Annotated in this window: 7 protein-coding genes; all 7 read left to right on the forward strand. The window is 41.0% G+C overall.

Annotated elements, in window-relative coordinates; all coding sequences use genetic code 11:
• The first annotated feature begins 21 nt into the window (after positions 1-21).
• The 7 genes from DXA54_RS07920 to DXA54_RS07950 all read left to right on the forward strand — a co-directional run bounded on the left by DXA54_RS07920 (position 22) and on the right by DXA54_RS07950 (position 15,440).
• Positions 22-2,055, forward strand: coding sequence for a tetratricopeptide repeat protein (locus DXA54_RS07920; protein ID WP_015532778.1), 2,034 nt, complete (start codon positions 22-24; stop codon positions 2,053-2,055).
• A 24-nt stretch (positions 2,056-2,079) separates the two neighbouring features.
• Positions 2,080-4,446, forward strand: a complete 2,367-nt coding sequence (locus DXA54_RS07925) for a hypothetical protein (RefSeq protein WP_009039931.1) — start codon at positions 2,080-2,082, stop codon at positions 4,444-4,446.
• 219 nt (positions 4,447-4,665) lie between these two features.
• A complete protein-coding gene (locus DXA54_RS07930; RefSeq protein WP_009039930.1) occupies positions 4,666-6,036 on the forward strand; it encodes a DUF5690 family protein in 1,371 nt (456 codons plus the stop codon).
• A 13-nt stretch (positions 6,037-6,049) separates the two neighbouring features.
• Positions 6,050-7,195 carry an OprO/OprP family phosphate-selective porin gene (locus tag DXA54_RS07935; RefSeq protein WP_004305856.1) on the forward strand — a complete coding sequence of 382 codons (1,146 nt, stop codon included), beginning with the start codon at positions 6,050-6,052 and terminating at the stop codon, positions 7,193-7,195.
• Positions 7,196-7,531: 336 nt separating this feature from the next.
• A complete protein-coding gene (locus DXA54_RS07940) occupies positions 7,532-8,944 on the forward strand; it encodes a glycosyl hydrolase family 28 protein (RefSeq protein ID WP_117610809.1) in 1,413 nt (470 codons plus the stop codon).
• A 447-nt stretch (positions 8,945-9,391) separates the two neighbouring features.
• Complete coding sequence (locus DXA54_RS07945; protein WP_120079177.1) at positions 9,392-11,320, forward strand: alginate lyase family protein; 1,929 nt, start codon at positions 9,392-9,394, stop codon at positions 11,318-11,320.
• 43 nt (positions 11,321-11,363) lie between these two features.
• The gene (locus DXA54_RS07950; protein WP_117610831.1) at positions 11,364-15,440 is read left to right on the forward strand and encodes a hybrid sensor histidine kinase/response regulator transcription factor; all 4,077 of its coding nucleotides are present in this window, start codon (positions 11,364-11,366) and stop codon (positions 15,438-15,440) included.
• The last annotated feature ends 85 nt before the right edge of the window (positions 15,441-15,525 follow it).

Consider the following 15,525-nt stretch of genomic DNA (forward strand, 5'->3'; position numbering starts at 1 on the left):
ATTAGCTAGTCAGAAAAGAGAATGAAAATCAATTTGAAACGTGATAGATTAACAGGTATACTTCTCGTGGCGATGATGTTCGTCGGTATGAATGTATCCGCCCAACGGATCCGCGTGCAGGGGCATATCACAAACCCGCAGGGAAAAAGTGTTCCGAATGTAAATGTGTTGAATCCGGTCAATGACGAACGTATAGAAATGTCCGACGAGGATGGCCGTTACAGTGTCTTGGTTGAGAAAAACGGCTCGTTGAAGTTTACATGTGTCGGTTATGAAGACAAAACAGTGAAGGTGGCAGGAAAGCAGATTCTGAATGTAGTATTGAAAGATGCCGTCATCGAACTGGACGAAGTTACAATTACTTCCAAAGTGAAGGACAAAGTGATTCCGGAACCTACGGACATCGAAATCAAAGGTAATTATTTCCATCTGAAAACTCGTGTCCCGGTGCCTAAGGAGATGTTTAACTCACATCGTCGCTTGGTATTGCAGCCTTCCATTTATGATGTGACACTGAAAAAGCGTCTGTTGATGCGTCCTGTTGTATTCGACGGGGATACTTATAATACAACGCAAAATCGAATGTACGATTATGATATGGATAAAGATCCTTTGCACGATTACATCCGTGTGAAAACTACTTCTTCACGCAAGGGGGATATTATTGCTTACCATGATTCTATCTATATAGAATATCTGCAACATGACTACCGTGCAGATGTGCATCTGGCGATGGAAAATTACCGGAATATCATTTATCGTGACTCTTTCTCCATTGCACGCGGAACGGTCAACCCGCTTCGCTTCTTGGAGTATAAATTCTCCGCTTTCAGCCTGACGGACGAGAAATACCTTCCGAAACCCGTGATGCAGTTGCGGGATACGAAAGGTGAGGTAAACTTAACCTTCCTGGTAGGTAAAGCCGACCTGGATGATAAGAATCCACAAAATCAGGTGGAACTGAACCGGTTGAATCAGGAATTGCGTGGTATTGAGACGAACCCGGATGCCTCTTTGAAGAGTTTTCATATTACGGGGGTGGCTTCGCCGGACGGTTCTTACGCGACGAATCTTCGTCTGGCAAAATTGCGTACGGATAAGGCCCTGGAACGTATACTGGCACAACTGGACCCGGAAACACGTAAACTGTTGGAGGTGAAATCGGATGCATCGGTTGCCTCCTGGAAGGAGGTAGCTGAATTGCTGAAAAAAAACTCCAAGCCGGAACTGGCTAAAGAAGTAGAGGACTTAATCAAACAATATGCAGCTACTCCTTACCGGTTGAATGGGGTCTTGAAATCGAAACCTTTCTACAAGGAACTTGCGGCTACTTATTTGCCTAAATTGAGAAAGGTGCAATATACCTATGGTTATTCAATCTTCCGTTCTTTGACGGACGACGAGATTAGAGAACTTTACAGAAAGAATCCGAAGGAACTGACCCGTTTCGAATATTACCGTATGATTACGACAGCAAAAACTCCCGACGAAAGGGAAAAGTATTGTAGGGAAGCTCTTGAACTTTATGATAACTTTACGTATGCAGCCAATGAACTGGCAGTGGCAACGATACAGAAAGATACTCCGGATTCACGTATTCTCGAACCGTTTGTCAGTAAATCGGCACCGGCGGAGTTATTGTCCAATCAGGCTATTGCCTTGCTGCATGAAGGGAAATATACAAAAGCAGATTCAGTCTTGACCTTGGTTCCCGAAGAAGCGGTTTCTGAAGATTTGCAGGCCATTGTTCAGGCATTGGCCGGTTATTATAATGATGCTTTCGAAAAGGTGGCGGCTACCAGCCCTTTCAATGAGGTGGTGATGCTGCTGGCAATGAAGAAGAATCAGGAAGCATGGGATAAGATTTCTACCATGGATGTAGAGACCGCCCGCGAATATTATATAAAAGCGATTGCCGCCAACCGCCTGGAGAAAATAGGTGATGCGATTATGAGCATTGAGAAGGCCCTTGAACTTGATCCTTCCTTATTGGAAGTAGCGAAGGTGGACGGTGATATTATTGACTTGCTGCCGGAAGAGCAGAAAATTAAATAATGATATATACAACAAGAGTAAACGATGAATATCTTCAGAATCAACAATAAATATGTAGCAGTGGCAATCTTCCTGATGCTTGCTGTTACCTTACAGGCACAGGATTATGGTGCATTGCAATATATGTTACAGAAACGGCCTGCAAATGAAAAGTTCGAGAGCAATAAATTCAATGAACATCTCTTTTTCTCTGCCGGAATAGGGCCATACAGCTTGTTAACAAGTGGAGATAGTCAGGATGGAATGGGAATGACCGCCCATCTCTTTATGGGAAAGTGGATTACTCCGGTTCATGGACTTCGGATAGGGGTGAATTTAGGTTATCTGCCGTCGAGTATCTACGATTCTAAAATAAAAATGGGTGGCGGCAGCCTGGACTATCTGTTGAATATGTCCTCCCTGGCATACGGATACAATGCAAACCGTTGTTTTGAGTTAGTAGGGATTGCAGGTATAGAAGCCGGTTATTCTAAGGTGGGCGACAATAGCGATCGTTCCGAAAAGTATCCGGATTTGAAAGGCGGCGGTCAGCTTTATTACGGCGCTCATCTCGGTTTACAGGGAAATGTACGTCTTTCTTCTACATTGGATTTGTTTGTAGAACCGCGGATCGGATGGTATAATGACGGTTTTGCGTATACGGAAAGTTGGAGAAACTATAAAATGGCTGGTTCGGTTCTGGTAGGTCTGACCTATATGCCTGCTGCTCCGATGGGAACTAAGATTCATTTCGATGATTTCGATAAAAGTTCCTTCCTGAATCATATGTTTATCTCTTTATCCGGTGGTATCAGTACACTGAAAGTTCCGGGAATCAAGAATACGATTAAAGGATTAGGTCCCCAGTTCTCTGCCGGAATCGGTAAATGGTTCAGTCCTTCTTCCGGTCTGCGTTTGTCCGGGACGGTTGGACTTTCAGACACCCCTTCGGGCAGTGCAAGCGGCTACTTTAAACATGTCGATCTGCATGCGGACTATCTGTTGAATATCAATAATGTTCTTTGGGGATATGATGAAGACAGAATATTTAGTCTGATCGGTATTGCCGGAGTTAACCTGGCAGGTACGAAAGGAGTGGATAAAACCGCCAAGTATGCTCCGGGAATAGGAGTCGGTGTGCAAGGAAGTTTCCGTATCAACCGTTCTGTGGATTTATTTATAGAACCTCGCCTCAATGTGTATAATAAGAGATATGCAGGAGGTCGCGGAGTAGGTGGCAATACGGATCAGCTCGGAGAGTTGAATTTTGGTTTGACTTATCATACGATTGACCGTGCGGCACGTCCGAAGAACGGATTCTCAAGCAATCACATCGCAGACAATCTGTTTATGACTTCGGGAATCGGTGTGCAAATGTTCCTGAATAAGACGAATCTTGAAAACCTTGGTTCTTTAGGTCCGCAGGCTTCTGTCTCTATCGGTAAGTGGTTGAGCCCTTATTCCGGTTTGCGCCTGGTGGGTACGGGTGGATTCTTTACGAACTATGTAGTTCCGGGAAGTGTTAAAGCGGGCAAACTTAGACATGCCAGCGTCAGTGGTGGTCTTGATTACTTGTGGAACATAACGTCTACCATGAGTGGATATAATTCCGATCGTATCTTTGATTTAATAGGTTCGGTAGGTGTCAACCTTGCTTATACTTCCAAATCAGACCATAAGTTCCAACCGGGTATTAATGCAGGCATACAGGGATTATGGCATGTGAATGATTTTCTCGGTTTGTACATTGAACCGCAGATTCGCTTGTATGGAGATAAATTCATTGAAGGTAATCTGGGCTTTATGCAGAAAGACGTAATGGTAGGAGTCAATGCAGGTTTCCACTATCGCTTTGTTCCTTATTCAAAAGCAGCCAATCGCAGCGTGTTTGGTCAGGATGACAAGCGTTACTTCATCTCCGGTGCACTTGGATTGGGTAGCTTGCTCGTAGCCAACAAAGATTTGGTGAAGAATGCAGGTGTAGAAGCAAAAGGAAGCATAGGTAAATGGTACACTCCGTTATCTGCATGGCGGGTAAATGGAACAATTATGTACAAGGCCAAAACGTCGTCGAAGATGAATCTTCATTATGCCGGTTTGGGTATGGATTATATGATGAGTCTGGCCACATTGGCAAAAGGATACAGCCCCGACCATGTGATAGATGTTGTTCCTTTTGTGGGAGTTACGGCCGGACTGGTACGCCGTTACGGTAAGTTCCGAGCAGTGCCGGGACTGGATGCCGGTGTGCAGGTAAAGCTGAAAGTGGCTTCTTCTTTGTATCTGTATGCCGAACCTAAAGTCGGTATCCGTACCGATACATACGATGGCTCCGAACAGGGAAGACCTGACCGCGTAGCTTCCATGGTAGGTGGATTATTGTACAGATTCAAGATGCCTACTTTCCAATAAGAAGAAAAATAAGAAATCGAATAAAAAGGGTTGCGCAATACCGGATTAGTGATTGTGCAACCCTTTTTGTATTCCATTTCCAAGAAATTACGGTTACATAAACGTTACATTAATATTACTTCCATTTCTACCTGATAATGAATAAAATGAATCTTTAGAATTCATTTTCTCCCTTGCTATTCTCCTCTACTTTTGCTCCAGAAATTAAAACGAAAACGTATGAAAACGATTACTGAAGCAATATCGAAACAAAGTTCAAACAGAAGATTAGCCGATTTCCTCTTTATTCTATGGGCAGGTGGAGCAGCCCTTCTTTCTTACTCACTGGTTTATACATTGCGCAAACCTTTCACAGCTGCTACTTTTGACGGGATAGAAGCATTCGGCTTTGATTATAAAGTACTGGTTACTATCATTCAGATAGCAGGTTATCTGATAGCCAAGTTTATAGGTATCAAGTTGATTTCCGAATTGAAGAGAGAGAATCGCCTGAAGTTTATACTCGTTTCCATTGCCGTAGCGGAATTGTCATTGGTTGCGTTCGGAGCACTTCCCACTCCTTATAATATGTTTGCCATGTTCTTCAATGGATTGTCATTGGGCTGTATGTGGGGAGTTATTTTCAGTTTTATCGAAGGTCGCCGCACTACGGATATTTTGGCCAGTCTTTTAGGAATCAGTATTGTTATCAGTTCGGGAACGGCAAAATCCATCGGATTGTTCGTTATGAATACATTGAACGTCAGCGAATTTTGGATGCCGGCACTTATCGGTGCTTTTGCACTTCCTTTATTGGCTCTTTTGGGATATAGCTTAACCCGTTTGCCACAACCTACGGCACAAGATATAGAACAAAAAAGTAGTCGTGTAACTCTGAATGGCAAGCAACGGAAAGAACTGTTCATCGACTTTATGCCATTTCTTGTATTATTGTTTGTAGCTAACCTAATGTTGGTAGTGCTTAGAGATATTAAGGAAGATTTCCTGGTGAAGATTATTGATATGAACGGACAGTCCTCATGGATGTTTGCGCAGGTAGATACAGTCGTTACATTAATAATTCTGGCGTTATTCGGAGCGATGGCCTTTGTGAAAAGTAACATAAAAGTTTTGGTTGCCCTGCTGGGATTGGTCGTACTTGGGACAGCCACCATGAGTTTTATATCTTTCAATTATGATTCTCTGCAATTGGATGCAATCACCTGGCTGTTTGTCCAAAGTCTCTGTCTGTATATTGCCTACCTCTGTTTTCAAAGCATTTTTTTCGACCGCTTCATCGCTTGTTTCAAGATAAAAGGAAATGTCGGTTTCTTCATTGTGACCATTGATTTTATCGGATATACGGGAACTGTACTTGTCTTGATGTTCAAAGAATTTGCCCATGCAGACATAAACTGGTTGGAATTTTATAATATATTATCCGGTTACGTAGGACTGATCTGTACGGTTGCTTTCACCTGCTCCATGATTTACCTGATACAGCGCTATAAAAAAGAGAAACAACTGAAGAAAGCGAAAGAAGCCGAAATGAGCAACGGGATAAAATTTACGGGAGAAGGTATGGAGCCAACTACTTTTTCACAAATTTGATAAAAGGTGGACGATGAAAATAATAGGACTATATTTGAAATTCTCCTTCCTTCTATCTCTAATACTAACGACTTCCCGGATAACGGCACAGAATCTGCCCGATGGCATACAATATAAAATCACCGGGCGTCTATTAATGGATGGAGGAGTGTATCTGAAGAATCCGAATAACTTTGGCAACGGCACGGAATTTAATGACCTTCGCATCGGTGTAAAAGCTACCTATCAGAACTGGGGAATGAAACTGGAAATGGGATATGCCGGAAACAAAGTAGCCATCAAAGATGCTTTTGCCACCTATTCCTATAAGAATAGTTCCATTCAGATAGGACAATTCTATGAGCCATTCAGTCTCGATATGATTTGTAGTACATTTGATCTTCGCTTCAACCAATCTCCGGGAGCTGTGCTGGCATTGACAAATAGCCGACGTATGGGAGTAGCCTATTCCTATCGTACCCAATATTACTATCTGTGTGGCGGATTCTTTACCGATAATGATTTGAGCAACCTGAAAAACGCATCGCAAGGATATGCCATTGACGGACGTTTGGTTTACCGTCCACTTTATGAGCAAGCGAAACTGGTACATATAGGATTAGCAGCTATCCATCGTACACCGGACGGCACGCTTCCCGAAGATGAGAACAGGAATACGTTTACTTATAAATCTCCGGGCGTGAGCACGATTGATAATCGTACATTAATACAAGCAGATGTAGATCATGCAGCATCTCAATTTAAAATAGGAACCGAACTGCTAATTTACTATCATAAATTCTTTCTTCAGGGTGAATACATCCGCGCCCATGTAAAACGGGAAAAGGGTTTTGAGAACTATACGGCACAAGGAGCTTATCTGCAATGTTCCTGGCTATTGTTGGGACAGAATTATCTGTATGACGAAGAAGTAGCCTGTCCCGGAAGACCGGAAGGAAAAGCACTCGAACTATGTGCCCGTTTCAATTATCTCTCTCTGAATGATGCCGGAATAAAAGGCGGAACACAGAAAGACCTCTCCTTCGGATTGAATTACTATATCAATAAACACATTGCTGTCAAATTGAATTATAGCTACTTCATCCCCGGCTCGCATATCAAAGAGATCGAAAGCACAAACTTTAGTGTAGTACAGGGACGTTTTCAATTCATATTCTAGTACTTGTCAGTTCCGTTCGAATAAAGCTATAATAAAGAATAGGAAGGTGTATTGTATACTAGTTTTACTAAATGTTTCAAAGACATATCGAGAGCACTGCCGACTCAATATGCAGAACCGTATGTAAAAAGTAAAAAATAAGAAGACAGAAAAAACTGGAATGTTCTAGGTAAATCTCCTTTATTGTTCGTAATAGACAATAAAGGAGATTTTTTGCATTGGTTATTTTTTCTATAGTTTCTGTTACCAGTTTGCCAACCTGGGTGGAATAGAAAGTATAGTTTTAGAAAGAACTTCAATAAACAGAATAATTAAAATATAACATAGTTTAGTGATATGAATATAGTAGGAGTTTTATCAGGTAAAAGAAAATGTTTGTTAGCAATAGCTATTGCATTTTCGACATTCGGGAATGCCCAATTAGTAACCTATCCGGAAGGATTGAACACTGGTATGCCACATAATGATGATTATACAGTCAAAGTACGTGAAGCAGGCGGTGAATGGAAAGATGTATTCGAATATGAAGTCCAAGTAGATATGGATCGGGTACAATCTGCTTCAATGGTACAGTTTGATATGGGGAGTCCTGTAGAAGTGATGGTGAAAAAGAACAATGGCACAATTCAGGATGTGAAAATCCGTCCGTTAGCAATAGGTATACAACATACGGTAAACCACAATGCTATCTTTTTTACACTCACTAGACCTCAATGCCTGTCGATTGAGTTTAACGGTGATCGTTTGCATAATCTTCATTTGTTTGCTAATCCTTTGGAAACAGAAACTTATACTGAAGGCAGTGACAAGGTAATGTATTTCGGACCGGGTGTCCATCGTCCGAAAGATTTGCCGAATACACAGATACAGATTCCTTCCAATACTACTGTTTATTTAGCTCCCGGAGCTATTGTAAAAGCTAAATTATTGATTGACAAAGCTGAAAATGTACGCATTGTCGGGCGTGGTATTCTCGACCATCCGATCCGTGGAATAGAAGTTACTCATTCTAAAAATGTATGGATTGACGGTATTACAGTTATAAATCCAGATCACTATACAGTATTTGGTGGTGAGTCTACAGGGTTGACCATCAATAATTTAAAGTCTTTTAGTTGTAAAGGATGGAGTGATGGCATAGATCTGATGTGTTGCAGTGACGTATTAATAGACAATGTTTTTATGCGGAACAGTGATGATTGTATTGCCATCTATGCCCATCGCTGGAACTATTACGGAGGAAGTCGTAACGTGACTTTACAGAATTCAATCCTTTGGGCGGATATTGCTCATCCGATCAACATTGGAGGACACGGTAACCCGGACGATAAGGTTGGAGAGATTCTTGAGAATATAACTGTCCGTAATGTCGATATTCTGGAACATGATGAAGATGATCTTCTTTATCAGGGTTGTATGGCAGTGGATTGCGGTGATAAAAACTTGGTACGCAAGGTGTTATTTGAGGATATCCGTGTAGAGAATATCCAGGAGGGAAGATTGTTTCATATTAATGTTCGTTTTAATTCAAAGTATGATAAGCAACCCGGCCGGGGAATTGAAGATATTATTTTTCGGAATATCATTTATAATGGAGTAGGGGAGAATCCATCTCTATTGAAAGGGTTTGATAAAGAACGTTCCGTCAAGAATATCATCTTCGATAATGTGATTATCAACGGTATGAAGATGAAAAATATAGATGATTTTATCACGAATGAATACATAAAGAATATCACAGTCAAATAGCATAATCTGGTACATGAAGTATGAATGGGAAAATCTCTTTGTATTAGGTGCAAACTTTTTTTCTTCTAAGACCAAACTTTCTTTAGGTTAAACATAAACTATAAATGCAAGTTTCATTTGTATAATTAGAACTTGCAATTATATAAATGAAACTTGCGTTTTTATAATCAAAGCTTGCAATTATAGATTTCTATTAGATAAAAGTAACTTTTGTATTAGAAGGAAAGAACTTTGCAATAGGAAGATAATAACTTATCTATTAATAGATGAGAGCAAAGCTGCATTGGGATCAGAATTAAGGAGTCTGGAAGAGAACCATGAGTATAAATACAAGAGTTTTATTTCTGGGTTTATGCTAATCAAAGTAAATGTTTCATTCACTTTGAACTCCTTTCTATTACTAAATACTATCTTTGCTTATCACTTGTATAAAAAACGAATCGCACTATGATTAACAAAATTATATGGATTATTGGGATTGTATGGATTGGGAATATTCAAAATGGAGTGCAAGCGCAACGACGTAACTTTATCCATCCCGGAATCACCTATACCCAAGGTGATTTAGACCGGATGAAAGCTATGGTCAAGGCGAAACACGAGCCTTATTATTCTACTTTCCTGAAATTAAAGGAATCTCCCTATTCTTCACTCAATACGCAAGTTATCAATCGGGGAAAACAAATCAGAGAAGGACGTTTTAATGCTACTATCGGAGTAGATGGCAGGCGGGCACATGACTTAGCTTTGCTTTGGCATCTGACGGGCAATGAGGCTTATGCTCGTAAAGCGGTCGAATATCTGAATGCTAATTCTTATTATACCAATACAAGTAGTCGTGGAACAGGACCATTAGATAACGGAAAGATTTACCTTTTAATTGATGCCGCCGAATTAATGCGTGATTATTCCGGTTGGAAAGTAGAAGACCAGCAACGTTTTAAAAATATGTTGGTCTATCCTGGATATAGCAATACGGAAGATTTCTCTTCCAAATATGCAAATTACTGGGATGATTCAAAGAACGGAGTTACATTCTATTGGAATATTTTTAATTTCGATGCCGCAAGGTTTGGTAATCAAGGACTTTTCGCTGCTCGTGGAATGATGGCAATGGGGATTTACTTAGATAACGAAGTAATGTATGACCGTGCTTACCGTTATTTATTGGGAATGAAGCATCGACCGGATGATTTACCTTATCCTTCAGGACCGACGGTCACTAGCAAAGAACCGATTAAGAAATCACCAACCATGCTTGATTATAAATTGGAAGGAAGAGAAAACAAGATTTCAGATTATGGATACGATGAACAGCTACAGTATTATATCTATCCAAACGGTCAATGTCAGGAGTCGAGTCGCGACCAGGGACATGTATTGGCAGGTATCCACAATTATGTAGCTATCGCAGAAATGGCATGGAATCAGGGAGATTCTTTGTATAATTGTCTCAATAACCGTTTGCTTCTTGGTTTGGAATGGAACTATCGTTATAACCTCTCTAAAGTCCAGACCTATGAAGAGCAAAAAGAGCCTTGGGAACCGACAAGTTATAGTAAGAATTCAAATGAAGTTACCTTTGAGAACGGAAAATTTCTCCAGATAAAAAGCCGTAGTGGACGTTGGGAATCCGTAGCCGTATCTCCTCACGGACGTGGAGACGTAGCAGGTAGTGGCGGAACTCGTGAAATGGCATTGGCGCATTATGCAGTACGTGCTGGATTGCCGGAGAACAACTATACCTGGTTGAAACGTTACCGTGATTATATGATAGAACATCACGGTTGCGAAAACTGGGGGATAGCACCCAACTGGTTTTATGAATGGACTGGCTGGGGAACATTGACCAAGCGATTGACTCCCTGGATGGCAGGCGATCCCGTTTCTTTCTCTACGGGAAAGCGTGTATCAGGAATTCATTTGCTACCTTGTGAAATATCGGCTGCCGATTACGATTATTATTGTCTTGCGGAAGATCCCGAAGGGCATACCTATCACAATGTAGGAAAGAAACGTGGCAACGAATACAGACCTGACGGAGCAGTAGAGCTACGAAAAGAAGAAGATAATTACGTCGTTACCCAAATAGAAGATGGAGAATGGATGAATTATACTGTAAGTATTCCTACCGATGGAGATTATACCGTTTATCTTGTTTATCAATCAAAAGGAAATTCTTTATTGTCCGTAGCTTCTGATTCGGAAGTAAAGACAGAACCCATGCAATTACCCAGCTCTGTACAATGGACGGAAAGAGAAATAGGAAAACTCACTCTTCCCGCAGGAGCTTGTGTACTTCGTTTACAGATAGAGCAAGCCGGAGATAAACTCGAAATTCAGAAAATAATAGTAAAGCAGGATAAGGGGATTTGATTTTTCGTTCGTACTTAATATAGTACTACAAAAAAAGATGGCCATGAAAATTCGAATATGTTTGTTAATCATACTAATGGGATTATTGTATCCGGGTTATATTAGCTCGCAAGAATCCCCTTATGTATTCCGCCAGATTGGAGTTGTCGAAGGATTACCGGATAACTATGTAAAAAGCGTTTTCCCCATTCCCGACGGACGTATCGGTGTGCGAAGTACTGTGTTATTAAGCCTGTATGATGGTGCGAACTATTCAAATTTCCCTTTCAATATTCATGGCGAATATTCGATAGCATATAACCATATTATTCCCGAACAATATATTGATGCCGACAAACGTTTGTGGATGAAAGAACGCAAGAGCCTACGCGTCTTCGATTTGACTACCGAACAGTACATCTATAACGTAGATTCTTTATTTCAACAATTCGGCTTAAAGGATAAAGTGGCGGACCTGATTATTGATTCAGAGAAATATTGTTGGTTTCTGACGCCGGGTTCCTCTGTCTATATGTACGATGCAGAGACAAAATCAATCGAACAGGTTTGTAGGAATGATGAGTTTATGGAATACTATGGAGGATTACTCGGAGTAGAAAGTCATGGAAAATACAGTTGGATGGTTCATCAGAAAGGGGCTATCCGTTGCTACGATTTAGAAAAGAAACGTTTCGTGCATCAACTTGATTTCCTGAAAGACCAACTGAAACCGGATGACCGTGTGGTTTTGAAGATACTCGATAATGGTGACTTTTGGTTGATGTGGGATCGTGGAGTAGGCTATTATGATGTCTATAATAAAAAATGGAACCAAATTTCAGGTATCCAACTCGGACACTATTCATGGTTTACTTCTATGGATGTGGATAAAGGTGGAAATGCATGGGTAGGAACCGTTATCGATGGATTCTATGTCATTGATATGCACAATTTCTCTGTAACCCGGACACTGGATATTCCTTTATTATCAGGTAATACAGTACGAAACGGTATTCAAAGCATCTATTGCGACCGGGAAAATAATTCCGTTTGGATAGGACTTTATAATCAGGGAATGTGTTATTATCATCCCAGCATGAATAAAATAGTGCTGTACAATAAGAAGATGATAAATGGCGACTGGAAAGGAGAGGAAATCCGCTGTATGCTCGAAACATCTAAAGGAGAAATTCTGATGGGTACTACGCAGGGTGTCTATCGCTATGAACCGGAGACTAAAAGCATGAACAGATTCTATCATGAATTCAGTCAGAAGAATTGCCGTGTACTTTATGAGGACAGCAAGAAGCGTGTTTGGGTCGGAACATACCACGATGGGCTCTACTGCATAGATCATGGAAAGGTACAATCTTACGATTATCCCGATACGGATTATCAGAATGAATTGGATTTCAGTAATATCCGTGTCATGGTCGAAGATTCTTCCGGTCGATTGTGGGTAAGTATATATGGTGGTGTAGGATTATTCAATCCTGAAAACGGGCAAATAAACTTATTGTCCGAACAGTTTCCCGAACTCAAAAAATATAAAGTAGCGAATGCATTGGCCATAGATAATCGATCCCGGTTGGTCGTAGGCAGTGATAATGGACTCTACATTTACGATCCTGCAACGAATAAAATATGGATACCGGAGGAAGACGGGCAGGCTAATTCTATTTTCAATCAGGGAAGTATCAAGTATAATCAGATCCTCAAAGACCATGAGGGAACTTTATGGTTTGCTACACAATATGGCTTGAGCGTTTTGACTTACAATGGGCAAAGCTACACATTAGGGAAAGAAGAAGGTCTGTCTAAAGCTATCCTGAACGTAGTGGAAGATAAGAACCATGATATATGGATTTCGACAGTCACTTCTATTTATAAGATAAAAGTAGACAGAAGAGCAGATAAATACAGTTTTCATGTAATCAGCTGTCTGTCGGAAGATGAAATCCGTCAGGATGATTTATATAGTTTCCCTTCGTTAATGACCAGGGACAATCAGCTTTTCCTGGGGCTGATGAACGGCTTTATTGCTTTCTCACCAGAAAACATGATAGATAATCAGTGCCTCAATCGTCCTCTGTTTACCTCATTCCGCTTGTTTAATGTTCCGGTTGTTTCGGGCGAAATATATAACGGACGTGTCTTATTTGATAAAGCATTAAGTTATTCGGACGAAGTACAATTAAAATATGATGAGAACTATATCACACTTGAGTTTTCTGGTCTGAACTTCCCTAATCCTTCTCAAACCTCTTTCCGTTACCAACTGGAAGGATTTGACAAAGAATGGACGGAAACCCTTTTTGAGAATGGACAAGGACGTGTGGTCTATAATAATCTCCCTTCGGGCGAATACATCTTCCGTGTGTCCGCTGCCGGAAACGACCGGATATGGGGACCGGAGTCTGCATTCAAAATTGTAATTCATCCCCCATTCTGGGATACACTGGCCGCTCGTATTTTCTATGCAATTTTAGTTATTCTCTTAATCTTCGGGCTGATCTACGTAATAAACCGCCGCAACCGGCAGAAGATGATTCGTATGCAAGAAGAGGAAGCGTTGAAGCAGAAAGAAGAACTGGATCAGATGAAATTCCGCTTCTTCACAAATATAAGCCATGAACTCCGCACTCCGCTGACATTGATTATCACGCCATTAGACATGGTGATACGTCGATTGACAGACGATGCGATGAAAAAGCAACTGAATACCATCTATAAGAATGCTCAAAACCTATTGTCATTGGTGAATCAGCTACTCGATTTCCGCAAACTGGAAATGAAAGGAGAGAGGTTGCATCTGATGAACGGCGATATGGAGGAATTTATTGTTTCTGCCTATAACAACTTCATGCCAATGGCAGTAGAGAAGCACCTTAACTTTGTGAACCAATCTGAACATAGAGCGCTTTATATGTTCTTCGACCGGGATAAGGTACATAAGATTATGAATAATCTCTTGTCCAACGCCTTCAAATATACACCGCAGGGAGGCACAGTGAACTTACAGCTCGCGACAGAAGAGATAGAAGAAAGAAACTACGTGAGAATATCCGTATCTGATACTGGAATCGGAATATCCGAATCAGACCTTCCTTATATCTTTGACCGTTTCTATCAGGTAGGAAATGAAGGGGACGAAAAAATAGGCAGTGGCATCGGACTTCATTTGGTAAGGGAATATGTAAATATACATGGTGGCCGTATTAAAGTGGACAGTCAGATAGATCGTGGATCAGTATTCACCGTTTGGTTGCCGATGGACCTGAAACCGGAACCGAACGAACTGCCGGAAGAAATCATCGGAACGGAAACACCAGACATTAAAGAGAAAGAAACCACTACATCTACAGTCGATGATAACCTGAAGAAACTGTTGTTAGTGGAGGACAATCAGGAATTCCGTACTTTCCTGAAAGAACAGTTAGAAGATTTTTATCAAATCATTGAAGCGGCAGACGGCGAGGAAGGAGAGCGAAAAGCGATAGAGGAAAATCCGAACCTGATTATCAGCGATATTATGATGCCGAAAGTAGACGGTATCGAACTTTGCCGTCGGATCAAGACGAACGTGCAGACTTCCCATATACCTGTGATATTGTTGACGGCCCGCACTGCCGATGATATCAAGATTAACAGCTATGAGGTAGGAGCAGACTCTTATATGTCAAAACCTTTCAACTTTGATATGCTCATGGTACGCATCGAAAAGCTGATAGAGCAACAGGAAAAGAGAAAACAGGAATTCCGTAAAAACATAGAAGTAAATCCGAGCGCTATCACTATTACTTCAGTAGACGAACAACTCATACAGAAGTGTCTGGAATACATAGAGAAGAACATGGATAATCCTGAATATGGTGTAGAAGAGTTGAGTGGTGATTTGGGTATGGTGCGTATGAGTCTTTACCGTAAGTTACAATCCATCACCGGACACACACCGACGGACTTTATTCGCAGCATCCGTTTGAAACGGGCGGCACAGTTATTACAAGGAAGTCAGTTGCCGATTGTTGAAATAGCGAACCGGGTAGGATTCAGTTCACCCAGCTATTTCTCGAAGTGTTTTAGAGAAATGTTCGGGATGCTTCCCAAGCAATATGCCGAGGAATCGGGAAGAAAAGAATGACATTGTGTTTGTGTTTGTAGTTTAATTATTACATTTGCGCTCAATAAGTGAGATAATTTTAAGTTCTTGTTCACATTGGGGCAGA

Origin of the sequence: Bacteroides sp. OF03-11BH, from assembly GCF_003604005.1 — a bacterium.
Lineage (GTDB): Bacteria > Bacteroidota > Bacteroidia > Bacteroidales > Bacteroidaceae > Bacteroides > Bacteroides ovatus.